General features: G+C 62.9%; 25 protein-coding genes. 9 read left to right on the plus strand and 16 right to left on the minus strand.

Going from position 1 to position 19,893, the window contains the following annotated elements; all coding sequences use genetic code 11:
* Positions 1–574, plus strand: a 574-nt coding sequence (locus tag ABY454_RS09325) for an adenosine kinase (RefSeq protein WP_372930102.1), incomplete at its 5' end; no start/stop codon positions are given.
* A 148-nt stretch (positions 575–722) separates the two neighbouring features.
* Positions 723–1,784 carry a hypothetical protein gene (locus tag ABY454_RS09330; protein WP_372930103.1) on the plus strand — a complete coding sequence of 354 codons (1,062 nt, stop codon included), beginning with the start codon at positions 723–725 and terminating at the stop codon, positions 1,782–1,784.
* Between the two features lie 11 nt (positions 1,785–1,795).
* On the opposite strand, the gene coaA is transcribed toward ABY454_RS09330, so the two are convergent.
* The 7 genes from coaA to hisB form a co-directional block, all read right to left on the minus strand.
* The gene (gene coaA, locus ABY454_RS09335) at positions 1,796–2,749 is read right to left on the minus strand and encodes a type I pantothenate kinase (RefSeq protein WP_372930105.1); all 954 of its coding nucleotides are present in this window, start codon (positions 2,747–2,749) and stop codon (positions 1,796–1,798) included.
* A gap of 21 nt (positions 2,750–2,770) precedes the next feature.
* Positions 2,771–3,091, minus strand: coding sequence for a phosphoribosyl-ATP diphosphatase (gene hisE, locus ABY454_RS09340; protein ID WP_372930106.1), 321 nt, complete (start codon positions 3,089–3,091; stop codon positions 2,771–2,773).
* A gap of 80 nt (positions 3,092–3,171) precedes the next feature.
* Positions 3,172–3,948, minus strand: coding sequence for an imidazole glycerol phosphate synthase subunit HisF (hisF, locus tag ABY454_RS09345; protein ID WP_372930108.1), 777 nt, complete (start codon positions 3,946–3,948; stop codon positions 3,172–3,174).
* A 4-nt stretch (positions 3,949–3,952) separates the two neighbouring features.
* Positions 3,953–4,711, minus strand: coding sequence for a 1-(5-phosphoribosyl)-5-[(5-phosphoribosylamino)methylideneamino]imidazole-4-carboxamide isomerase (gene hisA, locus ABY454_RS09350; protein ID WP_372930109.1), 759 nt, complete (start codon positions 4,709–4,711; stop codon positions 3,953–3,955).
* Positions 4,708–5,358 carry an imidazole glycerol phosphate synthase subunit HisH gene (gene hisH / locus ABY454_RS09355; RefSeq protein WP_372930111.1) on the minus strand — a complete coding sequence of 217 codons (651 nt, stop codon included), beginning with the start codon at positions 5,356–5,358 and terminating at the stop codon, positions 4,708–4,710. Before hisH ends, hisA begins: the two co-directional genes overlap by 4 nt.
* 5 nt (positions 5,359–5,363) lie before the next feature.
* Positions 5,364–5,873, minus strand: a complete 510-nt coding sequence (locus ABY454_RS09360) for a DUF2628 domain-containing protein (protein WP_372930112.1) — start codon at positions 5,871–5,873, stop codon at positions 5,364–5,366.
* 44 nt (positions 5,874–5,917) lie between these two features.
* Positions 5,918–6,532 (minus strand): imidazoleglycerol-phosphate dehydratase HisB, encoded by a 615-nt coding sequence (gene hisB / locus ABY454_RS09365; protein WP_372930113.1) that lies wholly within the window; start codon positions 6,530–6,532, stop codon positions 5,918–5,920.
* 116 nt (positions 6,533–6,648) lie between these two features.
* Here hisB and ABY454_RS09370 point away from each other — a divergent pair, with 116 nt between their 5' ends.
* The 3 genes from ABY454_RS09370 (at position 6,649) to hslU (ending at position 9,173) form a co-directional block, all read left to right on the plus strand.
* Positions 6,649–7,173, plus strand: a complete 525-nt coding sequence (locus ABY454_RS09370) for a DUF2939 domain-containing protein (protein WP_372930115.1) — start codon at positions 6,649–6,651, stop codon at positions 7,171–7,173.
* Between the two features lie 116 nt (positions 7,174–7,289).
* Complete coding sequence (hslV, locus tag ABY454_RS09375; RefSeq protein WP_372930116.1) at positions 7,290–7,853, plus strand: ATP-dependent protease subunit HslV; 564 nt, start codon at positions 7,290–7,292, stop codon at positions 7,851–7,853.
* 15 nt (positions 7,854–7,868) lie between these two features.
* Positions 7,869–9,173, plus strand: a complete 1,305-nt coding sequence (gene hslU, locus ABY454_RS09380; protein WP_372930118.1) for an ATP-dependent protease ATPase subunit HslU — start codon at positions 7,869–7,871, stop codon at positions 9,171–9,173.
* Here hslU and ABY454_RS09385 read toward each other — a convergent pair.
* From ABY454_RS09385 to ABY454_RS09395, 3 genes are read right to left on the minus strand one after another with little or no spacing between them, the layout of a single operon-like run.
* Entirely contained in the window at positions 9,170–9,745 is a 576-nt protein-coding gene (locus tag ABY454_RS09385; RefSeq protein WP_372930119.1) for a Smr/MutS family protein, read from the minus strand. The genes hslU and ABY454_RS09385 overlap by 4 nt on opposite strands.
* A 26-nt stretch (positions 9,746–9,771) precedes the next feature.
* Positions 9,772–10,857: a murein transglycosylase A gene (locus ABY454_RS09390; RefSeq protein ID WP_372930121.1), complete on the minus strand. Its 1,086-nt coding sequence runs from the start codon at positions 10,855–10,857 to the stop codon at positions 9,772–9,774.
* A 7-nt stretch (positions 10,858–10,864) separates the two neighbouring features.
* Complete coding sequence (locus ABY454_RS09395) at positions 10,865–11,590, minus strand: Tim44/TimA family putative adaptor protein (RefSeq protein ID WP_372930122.1); 726 nt, start codon at positions 11,588–11,590, stop codon at positions 10,865–10,867.
* 285 nt (positions 11,591–11,875) lie between these two features.
* Here ABY454_RS09395 and secB point away from each other — a divergent pair, with 285 nt between their 5' ends.
* Positions 11,876–12,442 (plus strand): protein-export chaperone SecB, encoded by a 567-nt coding sequence (gene secB, locus ABY454_RS09400; protein ID WP_372930124.1) that lies wholly within the window; start codon positions 11,876–11,878, stop codon positions 12,440–12,442.
* Positions 12,443–12,460: 18 nt separating this feature from the next.
* Here the strand turns inward: secB and dnaQ are convergent, their stop codons facing one another.
* Genes dnaQ through ABY454_RS09425 form a run of 5 tightly spaced genes read right to left on the minus strand, consistent with a single transcriptional unit; the run spans position 12,461 to position 16,082 of the window.
* Complete coding sequence (gene dnaQ, locus ABY454_RS09405; protein WP_372930126.1) at positions 12,461–13,150, minus strand: DNA polymerase III subunit epsilon; 690 nt, start codon at positions 13,148–13,150, stop codon at positions 12,461–12,463.
* 16 nt (positions 13,151–13,166) lie between these two features.
* Positions 13,167–13,790, minus strand: a complete 624-nt coding sequence (coaE, locus tag ABY454_RS09410) for a dephospho-CoA kinase (RefSeq protein ID WP_372930128.1) — start codon at positions 13,788–13,790, stop codon at positions 13,167–13,169.
* Positions 13,790–14,626, minus strand: a complete 837-nt coding sequence (locus ABY454_RS09415; RefSeq protein ID WP_372930129.1) for a shikimate dehydrogenase — start codon at positions 14,624–14,626, stop codon at positions 13,790–13,792. The genes coaE and ABY454_RS09415 overlap by 1 nt, the downstream gene beginning before the upstream one ends.
* A 2-nt stretch (positions 14,627–14,628) precedes the next feature.
* The gene (locus ABY454_RS09420; RefSeq protein ID WP_372930130.1) at positions 14,629–15,252 is read right to left on the minus strand and encodes a Maf family nucleotide pyrophosphatase; all 624 of its coding nucleotides are present in this window, start codon (positions 15,250–15,252) and stop codon (positions 14,629–14,631) included.
* Positions 15,249–16,082 carry a pyruvate, water dikinase regulatory protein gene (locus ABY454_RS09425; protein ID WP_372930131.1) on the minus strand — a complete coding sequence of 278 codons (834 nt, stop codon included), beginning with the start codon at positions 16,080–16,082 and terminating at the stop codon, positions 15,249–15,251. Before ABY454_RS09425 ends, ABY454_RS09420 begins: the two co-directional genes overlap by 4 nt.
* 427 nt (positions 16,083–16,509) lie before the next feature.
* Between ABY454_RS09425 and hemE the strand changes: the two genes are divergently transcribed.
* The 3 genes from hemE (at position 16,510) to rho (ending at position 19,538) form a co-directional block, all read left to right on the plus strand.
* Positions 16,510–17,556, plus strand: a complete 1,047-nt coding sequence (gene hemE, locus ABY454_RS09430; RefSeq protein WP_372930133.1) for a uroporphyrinogen decarboxylase — start codon at positions 16,510–16,512, stop codon at positions 17,554–17,556.
* 7 nt (positions 17,557–17,563) lie between these two features.
* Positions 17,564–18,016 (plus strand): protoporphyrinogen oxidase HemJ, encoded by a 453-nt coding sequence (hemJ, locus tag ABY454_RS09435; protein WP_372930135.1) that lies wholly within the window; start codon positions 17,564–17,566, stop codon positions 18,014–18,016.
* A 256-nt stretch (positions 18,017–18,272) separates the two neighbouring features.
* Entirely contained in the window at positions 18,273–19,538 is a 1,266-nt protein-coding gene (rho, locus tag ABY454_RS09440; RefSeq protein WP_372930136.1) for a transcription termination factor Rho, read from the plus strand.
* A gap of 92 nt (positions 19,539–19,630) precedes the next feature.
* On the opposite strand, the gene ABY454_RS09445 is transcribed toward rho, so the two are convergent.
* Positions 19,631–19,893: sterol desaturase family protein (locus ABY454_RS09445; RefSeq protein ID WP_372930138.1), on the minus strand; the 263-nt coding region annotated here is incomplete at its 5' end.

Consider the following 19,893-nt stretch of genomic DNA (forward strand, 5'->3'; position numbering starts at 1 on the left):
CGACATGGACGCTGAGATGATTGGCGCAGCCAGAATTGTCTATCTCGAAGGCTATCTGTTCGACAAAGAAGCCGCCAAGGCGGCGTTCCGCGAGGCGGCGAAGCTTGCCAAAGCCGCCGGCGCCAAAGTGGCGCTGACCCTCTCGGATCCCTTCTGCGTCGAACGTCACCGCGACGACTTCCGCAAACTCGTCAGTGAAGACGCCGATATCGTCTTCGCCAACGAGAAGGAGATCACGACGTTGTACGAGGTGAACACGTTTGAAGAGGCCGCCGACCGCGCGCTGCAAGACTGCGAGCTGGCAGTCTTGACCCGGTCAGAGGCAGGCTCGGTGATTGTGGGCCGGGGCGAAACGACGGAGGTCCCCGCCGATCCGGTGTCCGAAGTGTTGGACGCCACGGGCGCCGGCGACCTCTATGCGGCGGGCTTCCTCTATGGGCTGACCCAAGGACTGCCCCTGGCGGCTTGCGGGCGCCTCGGCAGCCTGGCCGCGGCGGAGGTCATCTCCCATATCGGGGCACGGCCTGAAGCTTCCCTGGCCGACTTGGCCAAAAAGCGTAACCTACTGGATTAGAAAAGAAACTTGGCAACGATCCATTGTTGCTAAAGTGCCACGCAGAGCCAAAATCGACGCCTAAGACGTGATTGTGGCGCTCATCGGGAGCGATTCGCCTGCTATCTTGTTCACAACGGTTCGAATGATGTGCTTCGGGGGCCGGCGAATGCCGAGACCGCTTCATATATTTGCCGCAACGCTTTTTGGCGCCGCGCTGTTTGCACAGCCGGTGCTGGCGCAGGACTACATCACGGGCACATCTGGCGGCACCAGGATTTGGGCCGGCGGCGGCGTCCAGTTCCTCTCGCTTCCCGAGATCAAGTTCACAGGGGTCCGTGGCACCACGAGCGTGACCCGGCAGGGTAATACCGAGAAAGATTTTTGGGACGCCGGTGGCTCAGCAGCCGGCGGCATCGAGACATCGCTCGGCAATTGGGGCGGCTGGATGGTGACGGGCGCCTTCAAGGGTTTCTGGGCGAATGTCGAAACGGATCGCTTGGTCGGATGTAACGGCAGTCCCACCACCTGCGTCGTCACTGATCCGACAGGTGGCTTCACCTTCAACAGTGCGACGCTCAGCACCAAGGCAGATCGCGACGCGGATTATTGGGGCGCGCAAGCCGAGCTCAAATTCGGAACGGGCGCACCCCAAGAGGTAAAGCCTGAGATGTACCGCCACGACTACTTCATCGTCGGCTTCGACGTGCGCGGCATCGACCAGGACAATCGGATCCGCAGCGCGACTGGGACGGCCTTCACCTTACGGGAAACCCTGGATACGACCTATACCGGCGGCTATATCGGCATTGGCGGCGAGTACAGCTTTGGTTTCGTTCCGGTGGTCGGCAAGTGGCTCAAAGGCCAAGGCGGCGTCTTGGATCGTTTAGGGTTCCGCACCTATCTGAACGCGACCGCCGGCTTCTACAATGCCTCGACGGATTACAACGGCAACTTCACCGGACCCGTTACAACGCGGACGTCCACGTCCGATGACGATTTCGCCTTTATTGGCACGTTGTCCCTTGAGACGCGCAAGCAGCTCAGCGGACGCACCAGCGTGTCTCTGTGGACCGACTACGAGTACATCTCCTCGGCGCCATCGATGCACTACGCCAATGGACCGGCGGATACGACGCGCATCACCAACACCGACGCGTTCGCAACGCGCACGATGCTGCGTCTGAATATCGGGCTTGGCTCCGACCAGCTCTACGCAAACGGGTACTAGGCCCCGCCCCCTTACAACTTGCGAAGCTCGACGCTCTCCACGGCGTGATCGGCGCCTTTGCGTAAGATGAGATCGGCGCGCTGGCGCGTGGGAAGGATGTTTTCCGTCAGATTGAGCAGATTGATCGAGCGCCAGATCGACAGCGCCGTGTCGCGCGCTTCGTTCTCCGACAACGTCGCGTAGCGGTGGAAATAGGACGCGGGATCGCGGAACGCCGTCTGCCGCAAACGCAAGAAGCGCTCCACGTACCAGGTCTCCACGAGCCCCTCGGCCGCGTCGATATAGATCGAGAAATCGAAGAAGTCCGAGACGAACGGAATGGCGCGGCCGTCTTTTGGTAGCGTGGCCGGCTGCAGTACGTTCAGTCCTTCGACAATGACGATGTCGGGCCGGTCGACCACGAGCCTCTGGTCTTTCAGCACGTCGTAAACGAGGTGCGAGTAGACGGGCGCCTCCACGGCCGACCTCCCCGACTTTACGTCTCCCAAAAAGCGGAGCAGCCGCTTCAGGTCGTAGCTCTCGGGAAACCCTTTGCGGCCCATAAGATCGCGGTCCTCGAGCACCGTATTGGGAAACAGGAAACCGTCCGTCGGTACCAGCGCCACGTCGGGATGGCTTGGCCAGCGCGCCAATAGCGCCTGAAGCACACGCGCGGTCGTGCTCTTGCCTGCGGCCACGCTGCCGGCGAGCCCGATGATGAAGGGCATCTTGCCGGCGCCTTTGCCCAAAAAGTTTTCCGTATCGCCGTGCAAGCCTTGGCTGGCTTCGACATGAAGATTGAGGAGCCGGCTCAAAGGCAGGTAGATCTCCACCACTTCGTCGGTCGAGATTCGCTCCGTCAGGCCCGAAAGATTTTCGAGATCCGCCTCGTTGAGCGTCAGGGGCGTGTCGTCGCGAAGCCGCGCCCACTCCTCGCGCGAATAGGTCGAGTAGGGAGAGAAGACGACGGAAGGCCGGAGGTTCATGACGGAGTGCGACGCACCGGTCTACTCGACCGAAGCGGCCTTTCGCTTCTTCTCCTCGGCCTCTGCGCTGCGCCGCTCGAGTTCGGCGTAAATGTCCTCAAGGCTCACATCCCGGGACTCCAGCACCACCAGCAGATGGTAAAGCAGGTCGGCGGTCTCCGAGATCAGTGCGGCCTTGTCCTCAGACACAGCGGCAAGCGCCACCTCGACCCCCTCCTCGCCCAGCTTCTTGGCGGGCTTCAACGGGTGGGACAGGAGGCGCTTGGTATAGGACGCGTCATCGGGCGCATCGCGACGGGCCTTGATGGTGGCCGCAAGCCGCTCCAATGCATTCTTGCTCATAGGGATCCTCGCTCAAGCTCAAGGCTCATACACCGTGGCGGGGACGGTGGGAATAGTCGACCATGGGCCAATCGCGGCCTTTAGGGATCGAGCCGCATGGGCAGCCCGGCATCGGCCATGTAGCGCTTGGCCTCGCCGATCGTGTGTTCGCCATAGTGGAAGATCGAGGCGGCCAGGACCGCCGAGGCATGCCCCCCCTGCACCCCGTCCACCAGATGCTGCAGCGTGCCGACACCACCAGACGCGATTACCGGAACCGAAACCGCATCGGCGATGGCGCTGGTCAGCTCAATGTCGAAGCCCTCGCGCGTGCCGTCGCGGTCCATGGAGGTCAGCAGGATTTCTCCGGCGCCGAGCGACACGACCTCCTCTGCGTAGGAGATCGCCTCGATGCCCGTCGGCTCGCGGCCGCCATGGGTGAAGATCTCGAAGCGCGGCACATCGCCGTTCGCGCTGACACGCTTGGCGTCGATGGCAACGACGATACATTGCGCGCCGAACTTCTCCGCTGCCCGGCGCACCAATTGCCGGTCGTTCACCGCTGCGGTGTTGATCGAAACTTTGTCGGCGCCCGCTTCGAGCAGCGCCCGCACGTCTTCGGTCGCCCGCACGCCACCGCCAACCGTGAGCGGCATGAAGCAGCGCTCCGCCGTGCGGCACACGATGTCCAAGATCGTGCCGCGCTTTTCGTGGCTCGCGGTGATGTCGAGAAAGCACAGCTCGTCCGCGCCGGCTTGGTCGTAGGCCGTCGCCGCCTCCACCGGATCGCCCGCGTCGCGCAGGTCGACGAAGTTCACGCCCTTGACGACGCGCCCGTCTTTCACATCGAGACAGGGGATTACTCGTACCTTCAACATGGGATCAGTACTGCCCCGTCACGCCGTGATGGCCGTAGCGCGCGACGATCAGCGCCAGCGCTTCTTTCGCATCGAGACGTCCGTCATAGAGCGCCCGGCCGGTAATGGCGCCGTCGAGTTTTTCGTAAGCCGGTTCGAGTAGCCGCTTGATGTCGTCGATCGAGGCAAGCCCGCCGCTGGCAATCACTGGAATGGCGACAGCGTCGGCGATTTCTTTCGTGGCGTCGAGATTGAGTCCTTCGAGCACGCCGTCGCGCGCAATGTCGGTGTGGATGATCGCCGCGACACCAGCGTCTTCGAAACGGCGCGCAAGATCGAGCGCGGTCGTCTGGCTCGTTTCCGCCCAGCCTTCGATGGCCACCTTGCCGTCGCGCGCATCGATGCCGACGGCGATGCAGCCCGGAAAGTCATGCGCCGCTTCGCGCACGAGATCGGGATCGCGCACCGCCGCAGTGCCCAAAATCACGCGGTCGATCCCCTTGTCGAGCCACATGGCGATGGTGTCGAGGTCACGAATACCGCCGCCGAGCTGGATGGGCAGATGCGTCGCCGCGAAGATCGCCTCCACCGCCGCGCCATTCACAGGCTTGCCTTCAAATGCGCCGTTGAGATCGACCACGTGCAGCCACTCGAAGCCTTGCGCCTCGAAGTCCTTTGCTTGTGCGGCCGGATCGACGTTGAACACCGTCGCCTGGTCCATCTCGCCCTGGACGAGCCGCACGCATTGTCCGTCTTTCAAATCGATGGCTGGATAAAGGATCATGGCTGCCACTTTAGAAAGTTGCCGATCAGCGCCAGGCCGAGCTTCTGACTCTTCTCCGGGTGGAACTGGCTTCCCGCCATATTATCGCGCGCAACGAACGCGGTCACCGCCCCACCGTAATCGGTGGTCGCGATCAGGTCCGCTCCGTTTTCCGGCACGAAGTGATAGGAGTGCACAAAATAGGCGTGCAGCCCCTCGTCGCCCGTCGGAATGCCGTCGAGCAACGCATGGCGTTCCCTAAGCTGCAACGTGTTCCAGCCCATATGCGGAATCTTGAGCGAAACGTCGTCGGGTGCAATCGCGCGCACGTCGCCGGAGATCCAATCGAGCCCTCGCGTCACGCCATGCTCCAGGCCCTTGCTGGCCATGAGCTGGAGCCCGACGCAGATGCCGAGAAACGGTTTCCCACGATTCAGTACGGTCTCTTCCAGCGCTTCGATCATGCCGGGAACGGCCGAGAGCCCCGCCTTGCAATCGGCGAACGCGCCGACCCCCGGCAGAACGACGCGGTCAGCCGCGAACACCTCCTCCGGTTTCGCGGTGACCTTGATGTCGAGCGGCGAGCCCTGCTCGCCGGCGGCACGCTCGAAGGCCTTGGCGGCGGAGTGGAGATTGCCGGAGCCGTAATCGATGATGGCGACGTGCATCGGTTTCAGCTCCGCGGAAACGACCCGATGACCTCTTCGGTGTCACTGGACTGCGGCGCCAAAGGTGCCTGTACGAGGGTTGCGGATTTTTCGCCAGCTTGTTTCGGGCTGCGGGGGCGGCCCGGCTGCTCCTTGAGCCACGCGGTGAAGAAGGAGCGCTCCGCCTCGGCGCGGTCGCGGCCCGACGCCGTTCCTGCGAACCGGTAGCCGCGCCGCTGCAATGCCCAGCCGCGCAAATTGTTTGCCTCGAACGCAAACAGCACGGTGAGCGCGAGCGTCACGAGGCCCGCCACCTGCCGGCCGGCCTCGCCAGGCCCGAACACCCATTGCATTCCGGCGATGATCACCAGCACCGCGATGAATTCGATCCACATGCGCTGAAACAGCAGCCAGAACACCGGCACGATGAGCGCAACCCAGTTGAACCCATCTTTGACGAAGGTCACTTTGTCGGCGCGCGCCAGCGTATCGGCGTCGTCGCCTTCCGGGGGCTCGTACACGTTATAGACGGTCACGTCAGATCACTCTTGGCCGGCGAACATTGCGGCCGGCGCCTTGTTTAGAGCTGGCCCTTGGTGGAGGGCACCCGTCCACTTTGCCGCGGATCGATGGCGATTGCTTGGCGCAGTGCGCGGGCGAGCGCCTTATAGCAGGTCTCGGCGATGTGGTGGTTATTCTCGCCGTAGAGATTTTCCACATGCAGCGTGATGCCTGCGTTCTGCGCGAAGGCCTGGAACCACTCGCGGAACAGCTCGGTGTCCATGTCGCCGATCTTGGCGCGCGTGAACTCTACGTCCCAGATGAGGAACGGCCGCCCCGATACGTCGAGCGCAACGCGGGTCAGCGTCTCGTCCATCGGCAGGTAGGCCGCGCCATAGCGCGTGATCCCGGCTTTATCGCCGAGCGCCTCGGCCAAGGCCTGGCCCAGCGCGATACCGCAATCCTCCGTCGTGTGGTGCTGGTCGATATGAAGATCGCCATCACACGTCAGGGCGATGTCGATCAACGAGTGCCGGGCAAGCTGCTCGATCATGTGGTCGAGGAAGCCCACGCCCGTGGAGACGTCGTAAGCGCCCGTCCCGTCGAGGTCGACGGTGGCGCTGATCTTGGTCTCCTTGGTGCGGCGATCGACGCTCGCCGTCCGGGATTCCGGTGATTTTGTTCGCTTCTGCATGTTTGTCAGCTTAGCTCCAAGGCCTTAAGCAAAAGAGACCTGAGGCCCACGCCCCGGCTTATACGCCCCGTCATCCATCAGTGCTATGGCGGACGCTCACAAGGTAAGGAATCCCCATGCGCCGACTGTTCTTGCTCCTGCTCATCCTCGCCGTCGCCTATGTGGGCTACCCCTTCCTCACGCTCTACTGGATCGACAAGGCCCTCATGAACAACGACAAGGCCTCCCTGGAGCAGCTGGTGGATTTCCCCAAATTGCGGTCGGATATCCAGGCGGACGCGAAGGGCCAGGTCATGGCCAAGGCCGGCCAAATAGCCGAAAAACGGCCGATTTTAGGGGCTTTTGGCGAGGTGCTGAGCCAGCTGTTCGCCCCCGACCTGGTGGACTCGACGGTCGAAAGCCTGGTCACGCCGGAGGGGCTCTTGGAGGCCCCCGTCGTGGTGGAGCACCGGCGACAAGGCGAGGGCTTCGCCGATTTCGTCAAATGGGCCTTCTTCTCATCGCCCACCACCTTCACCGTGGACCTGAAGGACCCGGATAAACCCGATTCGCCCACCGTGGGGACCGTAATGGCATTGGAGGGCCTGCGCTGGCGGGTCGTCGGGGCCAACCTCCCGCCGCTTCAGGACCTGGTGCGCTAGGCGGTCGTGGTGGCCTGGAGCCGCCCTGAAATCGCTCAAGCCCAACGCCCCGTTAGGCACAAGGCCCAGGCACGGCTTGACGAATGGGCCGCGTGAGCCGATATCGCATTGCAGCAATGAGTTCATCCCACAATTCCCCCAACACGTGGCACGGCACCACGATTCTGACGGTCCGCAAGGCCGGCAAGGTGGTGATCGCCGGAGACGGCCAGGTCTCCCTCGGCCAGACCATCATCAAGGGCTCGGCCCGGAAGGTCCGCCGGGTGGGCTCCGGCCAGGTCATCGCCGGTTTCGCCGGCTCCACCGCCGACGCCTTCACCCTCTTTGAGCGGCTGGAGACGAAGCTGGAGCGCTTCCCTGACCAGCTCAAGCGCGCCTGCGTGGAGCTCGCCAAGGACTGGCGCACGGACCGCTATTTGCGCCGGCTCGAAGCCATGATGATCGTCGCCGACCCGGACGAGACTCTCGTCCTTACCGGCACGGGCGACGTGCTGGAGCCGGACGACGCGGTGATGGGCATCGGCTCGGGCGGCGCTTACGCGCTCGCCGCCGCGCGCGCCCTGCTCGACACCGATCTCGATGCGGAAGGCATCGCGCGCAAGGCCATGGCCATTGCCGCCAAGATTTGCGTTTACACCAATGACGACGTGACCGTCGAAACGCTCGATGCGTCCAAGTAGCGAGTAACGGAGTTCATGACCGCCTTTTCCCCCCGCGAGATCGTTTCGGAGCTCGACCGCCACATCGTCGGCCAGCGTGACGCCAAGCGCGCCGTCGCTATTGCCCTTCGCAACCGCTGGCGCCGCCAGCGCCTCGAAGGCGACATGCGCGAGGAGGTGCTGCCGAAGAACATTCTGATGATCGGCCCGACCGGCGTCGGCAAGACAGAGATCTCTCGCCGTCTGGCAAAACTTGCCGGTGCGCCCTTTATCAAGATCGAGGCCACCAAGTTCACCGAGGTCGGCTATGTGGGCCGCGATGTGGAGCAGATTGTCCGTGATCTCGTCGAGACGGGCATCGGGCTGGTGCGCGACACCAAGCGCAAGGAGGTCGAGGCCAAGGCGCAACTCAACGCCGAGGAACGCGTCATCGATGCGCTGGTCGGCGCGGGCGCGAGCGAGTCGACCCGGGAATCCTTCCGCCGGAGATTGCGCAGCGAAGAGCTCAACGACAAGGAAATCGAGATCGAGGTCGCAGAGGCGCCGTCCATGCCGTCCTTCGATATTCCCGGCATGCCCGGCAGCCAGGTCGGCATGATCAATCTCTCCGATATGCTCGGCAAAGCGCTTGGCCAGCGCACCAAGTCGCGCACCGTCACCGTTGAGGACAGCTTCGACATTCTGATGGCCGAGGAGTCCGACAAGCTGATCGACGACGACATGATCGTGCAGGAGGCCATTCGCAACGTCGAGAATAACGGCATCGTGTTTCTCGACGAGATCGACAAAATCTGCGCACGCTCCGAGCGCGTCGGTGCCGACGTGTCACGCGAAGGCGTGCAGCGCGATCTCTTGCCTCTCATCGAAGGCACCACGGTCGGCACCAAGCACGGCCCCGTCAAGACCGACCACATTCTCTTTATTGCCTCGGGCGCGTTTCATATCGCCAAGCCCTCGGACCTGCTGCCCGAACTGCAAGGCCGCTTGCCGATCCGCGTGGAGCTGCGTGCGCTCACCGGCAAGGACTTCCGCCGCATTCTCACCGAGCCGAAAGCCTGCCTCATCAACCAGTATGTGGCGCTGATGGAGACCGAGGGCGTGACGCTCGACTTTACCGAGGACGCTATCGACGCCATCGCCGATATTGCCGTCGAGGTGAACACATCTGTTGAGAATATCGGCGCGCGGCGTCTGATGACCGTGATGGAGCGCGTTCTCGACGAGATTTCTTTCGAGGCCGCCGACAAGCACGGCGAGACGATCACCATCGACGCAACTTACGTGCGCGATCACATCGGCGACCTCGCCAAGAACGCTGACCTCTCGAAGTTTATTCTTTAGCGTCCAGCCCGCCTCAGCCGCACATAGAGTGCGCCTTCGCCGCCGAGCCGGCGCGGGGCTTCCGAGACGCTGACGACCAGCGGCGCCAGATCGCCGTGGGTGAGCCAGTGCGGCACGGCCTGGCGCAGCACACCGCGGGCTTCTTCTTCGTAGAAGCTTTCAGGCGTCGCGCGGGGCGTTCCCTTTCCCGTAATGACGAGGACGTGGCGGTAGTCTTTCACTTGCGCCCATTTGATGAACTTGCGCAGCGCGGCGTGCGCGTGCCGCTGGCGCATGCCATGAAGGTCGAGCTTGGCCTCCACCGCGATCCGTCCCTTGTCGAGCTTGCGCGCCGTCTGCCGGTCGAGACCGGATTTGCTTGGTGTGTGGCTTGGCCGTGGCACGGCCGCGGGCTCGGCCCGCGCCGCCACCTTGGCGGCTGTCTTGGTCTTCGGCGGGACGGCAGGCTTCGGCGCCGCGCCGACCCGGGTGACGCGGTTCTTGTTCTTGAGCGGCGTCGCCGTCTGGGCGATCCGCACCCACAAGTCAGCGTCGTCCTCGATGTCTGATTTTTCGCCGTCGCGCTTGCCCATCGGGGCGGACCATAGCGCGAATTCCGTTAAGGGTTCGGCAGCAGGAAGATGAAAACCGCCAGATGCCGCGTGGTGCCGGCGATCGCCCCGGCGGCCTCGCCCGAGCCCCAGAAGATATCGCCACGCTCAGGTCCGCGAATTGCCGAGCCCACGTCCTGCGCAATCATCAGCCGGGCGAACTCCGGGCCTCTTTCGGACGGCAGATTGGCGGCAAGCAGATAGACCGGACAGCCTAGCGGCGTGTAGACCGGATCGACGGCGAGACTCCGCCCCGCGGTGAGCGGCACGCCTTCCGCACCCAAGGGACCGTCGCGTCCCTCGTCACGCTCAAGTTCGCGGAAGAAGATGTAGGACTGGTTCTCCTGCATCAGCGCGCGACCCCGCTCCGGGTCGGCGCGCAGCCAGGCCTTGACCTTCTCCATGTCGATGTCCTTCGGCAACACTTCGCGCCGGTCGACCAGCTGCCGCGCGATGGACGTATAGGGATGACCGTTCTTGCCGTCGTAAGCGAGGCGCACTTCAGTGCCGTCATCGAGCTGCACCAGCCCTGAGCCTTGCACGTGCATGAAGAACGTCTCGATCCAATCGTCGAGATAGAGCGCCTCCAACCCGCGATCCTTCAGAGCGCCGTCTTCGATCTGCGCGCGCGTGAAGTAATCCTCGAGCGCGTCACCGCAGTCCCGCCGCGCGCTGACCCTGTCATTGGCCGCCGCGCGGTAGAGATCATCGGAAAGCATGACGAGATCGTCGGGCCGGCCATAGACGGGAACGCAATATTGCGCGCTCCGTTCGCGTGCGCCGCGCACCATCGGTTCGTAATAGCCGGTGACGAAGCCGTCATCGAGCCGGCTGTCATACCGGCACCGGGGCGTGAAATGCGTCTCGAAGAACTCGCGCGCGGCGTCTTTGCCGATATCGGGGCCGAGCGCCAGGGCCTCCTCGCGGGGAAAACTGGCCTTCTCGAGATCGCTCAAAGCATCGTGCTCGCACGATTTCAGAAAGGCACGGAAGGCGGCGAGATGATCGTCGTCCTCCCAACCTTCCAGCATGTCGAATGAGAGCGGCGGAAAGTCGCGATCGAACGGGTCTGCCGCCGGGCCGCGCGACGTCACGGTCCGGCTAGTTCGCCGCTTCGGTGGCGACGAGCTTCCAGTTGGGATTGCGCGAGTCAATGCCACGGGCGAACGTCCAGATGTCGGTCACCTCGCGAACTTTCGTGGGATCGCCGTCAACGACATCGCCTTCGCCGTCCCGCGTGACAGAGATCAGCTCGCTCACGAATTTCACCGTGACGAAAGCCTGCTTGTCCTTGATCTCGGCTTCCAGAATGTCGGCCTTGTCGATGCCGACCAGCGTCGTCTGCGGCTGTTCGCCGCGCCCTTCGCGCTCGTCGATCGCCCGCATGAAGCCGTCGAGCACGTCGTCGCCGAGCAATTGCTTCAGCGTCTTCTCATCGCCGTCGGCGAACGCGCCCACGATGACCTCGTAGGCAACCTTGGCGCCATCCAAGAACTGTCCCGGGTCGAAGCTGGGGTCGACCTTGATCAGTGCCGTCAGCGACTTGCCGAGCGGGCTGTCCTTAGTGGCATAGCGTTCGAGCCGTTCGTCGATGTCTTCTTGCGTCGGTCCGGCGTTCTCGCCGGCCGGTTTGCCCGTGCGGCCGCGCGGCAGCGCCACCACGGTGCCTTCGGGCGTCCCCGCCTGCTTGGCATCGGGGCGCGTGTAAGGATCGTAAGGCGGGCGTTCATTGCCCGTGCGCCGTCCTAGTACGCCGCGCAGCCGGATGAAGATCACGACCGCCAGCACCAGGAACAGCAATGTATAGATGTCGAAAACTTCACTCATGCCTTGCCGCCACGCGCGTCGCTCGCTGAAACCCGCAAGTCATATGCGAAATGCGTCAGGACCAATATCGTTGCGCGCCTATCGATTTTCTAGCGGGAGCCTCCGCCGCAGCCAAGTTGGCCCGGCAGCAGCATTCTTAGCTCAACTTACGGCATTCCCCGACGCGAAGCCAACCCTAAAGGCCGGGGCACTTAATTTGGGCGCTAGCAGCGCCAGCGTACGAATTGCGGGCCCAAACGTGCCGTGCTAGCCAACAGACGCATTAGCCGCGTGAGGGAGAGCCCCATGGCCAGGAAGCCGAAAGACGACAACGCGAAGAGGACCAATGGCGATGGACCGACGCCAAAGGAAGCCCCGGCAACAGCCGGCGGCAGCGGACCGTCGACAGCCGGCGAGGGCGCGAATGCGCGGCCGCAGCTCAACGTCGTCGCCCAATACGTCAAGGACCTGTCGTTCGAAAGCCCGGGCGCGCCGCAAACCCTTCAAGGCCCGGGCGAGAACCCGCAGCTGAAAGTTGGCGTCAACGTCAATGCGGGTGCGCGCGGCGAGGACATCTACGAAGTGGCCGTCAATATCGAGGCCCACGCCAAAAGCGATGTAGGCGTGATCTACAATGCCGAGCTGGTCTATGCCGGCGTGTTCCGGATCGTCAACGTTCCGCAAGACATGTTGCAGCCGATCATGTTCGTCGACTGCCCGACCATCCTATTCCCCTTCGTGCGGCGTGTTCTGTCCGATGTCGTCCGCGATGGCGGCTTCCCGCCGCTGATGCTCGACCCGATCGACTTCGCCAGGCTGTATGCGCAGAACATGGCAGGGGATCAGAAAGCCGCGCAGGCCCAGCCGAACTAACCTCTCAGAAGAAGACGATCAGGCGTAGCGCAGCCACAGCGCATCCTCGCCGAGCGTTGCGACGAACGCGCTATGCGCTTCGTGCTCCGCCTCGCTAACCCGAGGAGCGAGTGGCGCCGGCCGCGTACGGACCGCCGATTCCCGCGCCTGAAGGATCGCGGCTTGTGCGCCGTTGGTGGCAAATTCGAGCCGCGCCTGGTGCCCGCCCACCAGCTCCACATAGACAGAGGCCAGCAGGCGGCAATCGAGAAGTGCGCCGTGCAAATCGCGTTCGCTGAGATCGATGCCATACCGGCGGCACAGTGCATCGAGGCTTGCGGGCGCGCCGGGATGCCGCCGCCGGGCCAAGGCCAGCGTGTCGATCACCCGATCCCAATTCAAAAGAGGGCGTGACGCACGTTCCAGTTCCGCATTGAGAAACCCGAAGTCGAAGGAAGCGTTGTGGATGACGAGCATCGACCCCTCGACGAATTCTAAAAACGCGTCGGCCCGCTCTTCGAACAACGGCTTGTCGCTGAGGAAATCGGTCGAGAGACCGTGCACCTTGAAGGCTTGCTCCGGCACGTCGCGCTCGGGGTTCAGGTAGCAATGCCAGGTGCGGCCCGTGGCGATGCTGTTGACGAGTTCCACGCAGCCGATTTCGACGATGCGATCGCCGTCGAAAGCATCAAGCCCTGTGGTCTCGGTATCGAGAATGATCTCGCGCAACGCTTAGAACCTCCGGCTAGGACTTTTGTGAACGCAACTGCTCCATGACCGTACCGTCCCGAGTTTGCAGCGATTCGAGCAATCGATCGAGTTGGGTGTGCAAGTTCTCCAGTGTCGATCCGCTATCCACGACGAGATCGGCCCTCGCCCGGCGCTCCGCGTCCGTGAGTTGGCGGGCAATAAGCGCTTCGAACTTCTCTTTCGTCATGCCGGGCCGCGTCAGGACGCGCGTCCGCTGCACGGCGGCCGGCGTGCTGAGCGCTATGGTGACATCAACGCGGCTCTCCGCGCCCGTCTCGAACAGAAGCGGGATGTCGAGCACGGCGAGCGTCGTTGCCTTCTTCTCTTCCGCACAGAGAAAATCGATCTCGGCCTGCACCACAAGCGGATGCACGATGGCTTCCAGCTCGGCGAGGCGCTGCGGCGCGCCTGCGATCTCTCTGGCGAGCCTCGCGCGGTCGACCCGGCCGTCGCGGACCGTGCCGGGAAACGCCGCCTCGATGGCCGGCACCGCCGCCCCTTCGTAGAGCGCGTGCACATAGGCGTCCGCGTCGAAAACGGGGACGCCGCGTTCGCGGAAATGCGCGGCGGCCGAGCTCTTGCCCATGCCGATACCGCCGGTGAGACCAACCACCAGCATTAGTCCTCTCCCAACGTGGCCACGACATGCGCGGTCAGTTCTGGTGTGACTTCCGGCCGGACGCCGAACCAGCGCTCGAAGCCGGGCACGGCCTGGTGCAGCAACATGCCAAGCCCATCGACGGTTGCCAGACCGCGCGTGCGGGCGTCCCTCAGGAGCGGCGTTTCCAGCGGCACATAAACAATGTCGGACACAACGGCATCGTTCGGCAGCGCGGCGATGTTGATGATGAGCGGTTTGTGGCCCGTCATGCCAAGGCTGGTCGCATTGACCAGGAGACCGCAGCCGGCAAGCGCCTCGTTTCGTGCCGCCCAGTCGATGACCTCGACTTTCGGGCCAAAAGCTTCGCGCAGCGTCTCGGCCCGCTCCCGCGTGCGGTTGGTGAGAAGGACGCGGGGCACACCCGCCTTCAGGAGGCCATAGAGAATGCCCCGCGCGGCGCCGCCCGCGCCGAGCACTATGACGTCGCCCTTGGCCGCTCTCCATTGCGGCGCCTTCGCGTCGAGATTGGTCATGAAACCATAAGCGTCGGTGTTGCTGGCGTGGAGAGCGCCATCGGGGTCCAGCCACAGCGTGTTCGCCGCGCCGATCGCTATCGCCGCCTCATCGGCAGAGCGAGCCGCACGCAACGCCGCCTCCTTGTGGGGCAGCGTGACATTGGCGCCCACATAGCCATTGGTCCAAAGCTGCTGGACGAAGCGCTCCAAGTCTTCAGGGCGAACCGCCTCTTTTTCGTAAGCGCCGTCGATCCCGTATTGGTCGAGCCAATAGCGGTGGATTACCGGGGAGCCGGAGTGCTCGACGGGCCAGCCGATGACGCAAGCGCGGGGGCTCATGCTCAACCCTCGATCGCGCCCTGGCGCCGAAGGGCGTCGAGGAGCGGCAGCAGCGGCAGGCCGAGAATGGAGAAGAAGTCGCCGTCGATCCTTTCGAACAGCTGAATGCCGATCGATTCGATCTGATAAGCGCCGACAGACGACAAGACTGCATCGCCGGCGGCGGCGAGATAGCGGCCGATGAATTCCGGCGAAAGCTTGCGCATGGTCAACGTCGTCACGTCCGTATAGGCCCACACCGTCTCACCGTTTGTGGCGAGCGCGACGGCGGTGTGCAATTGGTGCGTCTTGCCGTTGAGGTCAAGGAGCTGCGCGCGGGCTGCCTCCATACTGTCCGGCTTGGAGATGATCCGGTCCTTAAAGCAAAGAACCTGATCGCCGCCGATGACATAGGCGCCTTGCGCAACATCGCTTACCGCCTCGGCCTTGGCGCGCGCCAGCACCTCCGCCACATCATGGGGACCGAGCGCGTCCTCACCACTGATCGCCTGGCGCATGGTGCTTTCGTCGACCCCCGGCGCCTCGCACAGAAAGGCAAGGCCGGCGGACTCCAAAAGCCGCGCGCGCGTCTTGCTGGTCGACGCCAGGATCAGCGGCGGACAGCCGGTTTGCGCAAATCCCGTCATGCTTCCAACGCCGGCGCTTCGCGGTCGTGATAAAGGCGGATGATCGCCGCCGCCGACTCCTCGATGGAGCGGCGCGTCACGTCGATGATCGGCCAGCCATGGCGCGCGCAAAGCTGCCGCGTCTGGGCGATCTCCGCGGCGATGGCATCGCGGTCGACGTAGTCCGCCAAATGACCGTGGGCATGTTCAATGACCCGGTTGTGCCGCACTTGCGCGATTCGTTCCGGGCTCGCCACCAGCGCCACGACAAACGCCTTCGTTTCCTCTTCGATCTGCGGCGGCGGTGTCATGCCGGGAACGAGGGGCACATTGGCGGTCTTGAAGCCACGATTGGCGAGATAGATGCTCGTGGGCGTCTTAGACGTGCGGCTGATGCCGAGCAAGATGATGTCGGCATCGTCCAGATTCTCCGGCAGGTGCCCGTCGTCGTGCAGCATGGTGAAGTTCAAAGCTTCGATGCGGCGGAAATAATCGGCGTCGAGCTGGTGTTGTCCGCCCACGGTCGGCGTCGAGGCCATGCCGAGATACGAATCGAACACTTGAAGCACATGTTTCAATGGCGCGATGCAAGGAATATTGAGATCCTTGCACGATTGCTCCAATGCATCGGCCATCTCGCGGTTGAACAGCGTGTAGAGCACGATGCCCGGCTGCGCTTCCACCTCCTTCAATATGCGGTCCAACTCGCGCCGGCTGCGCACCAGAGGATGCAGATGCTCCGTCGCGCGCACCATCGCGTACTGAACGCTGACCGCCTTGGCGATTGTTGCCAGCGTTTCGCCGGTCGCGTCGGAGACCAAATGCAGATGAAACGTTCGTTGGATATCCATGTATGGCCTTTGGATAACCGTCAGGCTTTCGGGCGTAACTTCGCGGGCCCTGAGGCTGTCCCCACTTACCAGAAGTTATGAGTCCTACTTCCTCACAGATTCGCTTGTGTCGAAAACATGACCTCTGTTCCGCAGAGGCCCACAATACCCTTTTTGATCCCCAGCTCTAAACGGTAGATGCCCACAAGCCATCCCAATGTAATCCAGACCTGCGGGCTATCTAGAAGCCATAGCGAACCAGACTGTTAAGTCGCTTTTCAAGGCAAGCCGGCCACAGCCCGACCTTTCAATCTTCAAACTTTCAAACTGGCGCTTACCTAACCTGTCGACAGACTGGTGATGATCGTGAATGTCCGCTATCCACGCCCTAACAGAAATAAAAGAAACTCTCTTAAGGAATCTCTTTATTAGTTTTAGTGAGAGACACATGTCTGAGGCCTTATCGCCATCGAGCCCGTTTCTGGCGGCTCTCCAGGGCGAGACGAACGCACCCCCGCCCTTGTGGCTGATGCGTCAGGCGGGCCGCTATCTGCCCGAGTACCGAGAGGTACGGCGGACCGTTCCCTCCTTTCTCGATCTCTGTCTGACGCCGGCATTGGCCGCCGAAGTGACCTTGCAGCCGCTTCGCCGTTTTGCCTTCGATGCGTCCATCGTGTTCTCCGATATCTTGGTCGTGCCCTTTGCACTGGGTCAGCAGGTCACGTTCGTGGAGGGCGAAGGGCCCAAGCTCGATCCGGTGCGCGATGGGGCGGCGATCGCCAGGCTGGAATTTGCAGGCGCCTCAGAGCGGCTGGCACCGGTCTATGAGACCGTGGAGCGCGTGGTGGCGGGACTGCCAGACGGGGTCCCGTTGATCGGCTTCTGCGGGGCGCCCTGGACGGTGGCGACCTACATGGTCGAAGGCGCCGGCAGCAAGGACCAGGCGGCGGCGCGGCGCTTGGCTTATGGCGACCCTGAAGCTTTCCAGGCCCTTATCGACACGCTGATAGAGGCCTCCAGCGCCTATTTGATCGGCCAGGTGGAGGCAGGTTGCAGCGCGATCCAGATCTTCGACAGCTGGGCGGGAAGCCTGCCCGAGGACGAGTTCGCGCGCTGGTGCATCGCCCCTACCAAGGCCATCGTTACCCGCGTGAAGGCCGCCCACCCTGATATCCCCGTGATCGGCTTCCCCAAAGGCGCAGGGCCCTCAAGTGAGGTCTATGCGGCCGAGACCGGGATCGACGCCATTGGCTGCGATACCAGCCTTCCCTTGGGGTTCATCCGGAACCGGCTGCAAGCGCACCTGTTGCCTGTGCAGGGCAATCTCGACCCGGTCCTGCTGCTGGCGGGCGGTGAGGCCCTGGAGACCCGCGTCAGAACCATCCTGGAGACGCTTGGTGAGGGGCCCTTCGTGTTCAATCTGGGTCATGGCATCTTGCCGGAGACCCCAATCGAGAATGTCGAGAGACTGGTCGCCCTGGTGAAGGGCGCTTAAGGCCGCCATGACCGTTGCAATGCCCGCTGAAATTCTCTCCTATATCAAGGCCTTCCACATCATCGCGGTCATCGCCTGGATGGCGGGCGTGCTCTATCTGCCGCGGCTTTTCGTCTATCACGCGGCCTCCAAGCCGGGCTCCGAGCAGTCCGAGACCTTCAAAATCATGGAGCGGCGGCTCCTTCGCGCCATCGTCACCCCGGCCATGATCCTGGCCTGGATTTTTGGCCTGATTCTCGCCTTTTCGCCCCTGATCGACTGGTCGCGGGATTTCTGGCTCCACGCCAAACTGGTCCTCGTCGTCATCCTGTCGGGCTTCACGGGACTCTTGGCCCGGTGGACGCGCGATTTCGCTGCGGATCGAAACACGCACTCCCAGCGTTTCTACCGCATCGCCAACGAGGTCCCGACGCTCCTGATGATCGCTATCGTCATCCTGGTGGTGGTGCGGCCTTTCTGACAAAGAGCGTGACAAGGAGGCTTGAAGCCTATTCCGTATGCAGGTGGGCTCTGCTATAAAGCGACTCGCATCCATTCCGGGACGCCTCTCGCGGTCCGGCCTTCCTCAAAAAAGATCGGACGACCGGGACTGGAGCAGGCGCCGCTTATCGCCGTCCCGCCGAGGCATATCCCACCCCTTCCCTGATACCCGCGCGAACGAAGCGCGATATCGAAACATCAACAATCAACGCTTTTCCATTTTGGAGTGGCAGCGCATGCAAGAAATGAAGCTGCAAGATTTAAAGACCAAATCGCCGACGGAGCTCCTGAGCTTCGCCGAGGAGGTCGAAGTCGAGAACGCGAGCGCCATGCGCAAGCAAGAGCTCATGTTCGCGATCCTGAAACAACTCGCCGCCCGCGAGGTCGACATCACCGGCACGGGCGTTGTCGAGGTGCTGCAAGACGGCTTCGGCTTCTTGCGGTCGCCCGACTCGAACTATCTCGCCGGGCCTGACGACATCTACGTCTCGCCCTCGCAGATCCGCCGCTTTGGTCTTCGCACTGGCGACACCGCCGAAGGCCAGATCCGCAGTCCGAAAGACGGCGAACGCTACTTCGCGCTTCTCAAAGTCAACACGATCAACTTCGAGGAGCCCGAGAAGCAGCGCCACAAGATTCACTTCGACAATCTGACGCCCCTCTATCCCGACGAATGGCTCGAGATGGAGACGGACGATCCGACCAAGAAGGACCAGACCGGCCGCGTCATCGACATCGTGGCGCCCATCGGCAAAGGCCAGCGTGGCCTCATCGTGGCGCAGCCGCGCACCGGTAAGACGGTGATCCTTCAGAACATCGCCCATGCCATCACCGCCAATCATCCGGAGTGCTATCTGATCGTGCTCCTGATCGACGAGCGGCCGGAAGAAGTGACCGACATGCAGCGCTCGGTGAAGGGCGAGGTCGTGTCCTCGACGTTCGACGAGCCGGCGTCGCGTCACGTGCAGGTGGCCGAGATGGTCATCGAGAAGGCGAAGCGCTTGGTTGAGCATGGCCGCGACGTGGCCATCCTGCTCGATTCGATCACGCGTCTCGGCCGCGCCTACAACACCGTGGTGCCGTCCTCGGGCAAGGTGTTGACCGGTGGCGTCGACGCCAACGCCTTGCAGCGGCCGAAGCGTTTCTTTGGCGCTGCCCGCAACATCGAAGAAGGCGGTTCGCTCACCATCATCGCGACGGCCTTGATCGACACTGGCAGCCGCATGGACGAGGTCATCTTCGAAGAGTTCAAGGGCACCGGTAACTCCGAGCTCGTGCTCGACCGCAAAGTCGCCGACAAGCGCGTCTTCCCGGCCATCGACATCGCCCGGTCCGGCACCCGCAAGGAAGAACTTTTGGTTCCTGGCGATCAGCTCAAGAAGATGTACGTGCTCCGCCGCATCCTCAACCCGATGGGCACCATGGACGCGATCGAGTTCCTCAACGACAAGCTGAAGCAGACCAAGAACAACGCCGAGTTCTTCGACTCGATGAACACTTAGGGCAGCACGGCGGCAACGTCGTCATTGCCCGGCTTGACCCGGCAATCCGGCAAGTACTGACCTTGGTTGATTGCAAATGCGTTGCGGCTGGCTTACTCGGCCGCGTCGACGATGCGGCGCGCCTCGTGGGCCGGTGTCTCGGCCTTGTTGAGGTCCGGTTCGCCGGCGCCAGGCTTATAGATGAACGGGAAGATCAACTGTTCGATATACGACTTGGGGAAGTTCGGCACCTCGTCGATACCCATGTCGTGCGCTTCGATCGATCTGGATGGCTCCGCTTGGAAGGTGCCGAACACGCGATCCCATAGCGTTAGGAACAGGCCGAAATTGCAGTCGCCCTCCTTGCCCCAGTTGA

Source organism: Methyloceanibacter sp. (genome assembly GCF_041573655.1).
Taxonomy (GTDB): Bacteria; Pseudomonadota; Alphaproteobacteria; order Rhizobiales; family Methyloligellaceae; genus Methyloceanibacter.

Coding starts and splice junctions, on each gene's coding strand:
- ABY454_RS09330 (WP_372930103.1), top strand. CDS start 723: ATGCCGAGACCGCTTCATATATTTGCCGCAACGCTTTTTGGCGCCGCG.
- coaA (WP_372930105.1), bottom strand. CDS start 2,749: ATGAACCTCCGGCCTTCCGTCGTCTTCTCTCCCTACTCGACCTATTCG.
- hisE (WP_372930106.1), bottom strand. CDS start 3,091: ATGAGCAAGAATGCATTGGAGCGGCTTGCGGCCACCATCAAGGCCCGT.
- hisF (WP_372930108.1), bottom strand. CDS start 3,948: ATGTTGAAGGTACGAGTAATCCCCTGTCTCGATGTGAAAGACGGGCGC.
- hisA (WP_372930109.1), bottom strand. CDS start 4,711: ATGATCCTTTATCCAGCCATCGATTTGAAAGACGGACAATGCGTGCGG.
- hisH (WP_372930111.1), bottom strand. CDS start 5,358: ATGCACGTCGCCATCATCGATTACGGCTCCGGCAATCTCCACTCCGCC.
- hisB (WP_372930113.1), bottom strand. CDS start 6,532: ATGCAGAAGCGAACAAAATCACCGGAATCCCGGACGGCGAGCGTCGAT.
- ABY454_RS09370 (WP_372930115.1), top strand. CDS start 6,649: ATGCGCCGACTGTTCTTGCTCCTGCTCATCCTCGCCGTCGCCTATGTG.
- hslV (WP_372930116.1), top strand. CDS start 7,290: ATGAGTTCATCCCACAATTCCCCCAACACGTGGCACGGCACCACGATT.
- hslU (WP_372930118.1), top strand. CDS start 7,869: ATGACCGCCTTTTCCCCCCGCGAGATCGTTTCGGAGCTCGACCGCCAC.
- ABY454_RS09385 (WP_372930119.1), bottom strand. CDS start 9,745: ATGGGCAAGCGCGACGGCGAAAAATCAGACATCGAGGACGACGCTGAC.
- ABY454_RS09395 (WP_372930122.1), bottom strand. CDS start 11,590: ATGAGTGAAGTTTTCGACATCTATACATTGCTGTTCCTGGTGCTGGCG.
- secB (WP_372930124.1), top strand. CDS start 11,876: ATGGCCAGGAAGCCGAAAGACGACAACGCGAAGAGGACCAATGGCGAT.
- coaE (WP_372930128.1), bottom strand. CDS start 13,790: ATGCTGGTGGTTGGTCTCACCGGCGGTATCGGCATGGGCAAGAGCTCG.
- ABY454_RS09415 (WP_372930129.1), bottom strand. CDS start 14,626: ATGAGCCCCCGCGCTTGCGTCATCGGCTGGCCCGTCGAGCACTCCGGC.
- ABY454_RS09420 (WP_372930130.1), bottom strand. CDS start 15,252: ATGACGGGATTTGCGCAAACCGGCTGTCCGCCGCTGATCCTGGCGTCG.
- ABY454_RS09425 (WP_372930131.1), bottom strand. CDS start 16,082: ATGGATATCCAACGAACGTTTCATCTGCATTTGGTCTCCGACGCGACC.
- hemE (WP_372930133.1), top strand. CDS start 16,510: ATGTCTGAGGCCTTATCGCCATCGAGCCCGTTTCTGGCGGCTCTCCAG.
- hemJ (WP_372930135.1), top strand. CDS start 17,564: ATGACCGTTGCAATGCCCGCTGAAATTCTCTCCTATATCAAGGCCTTC.
- rho (WP_372930136.1), top strand. CDS start 18,273: ATGCAAGAAATGAAGCTGCAAGATTTAAAGACCAAATCGCCGACGGAG.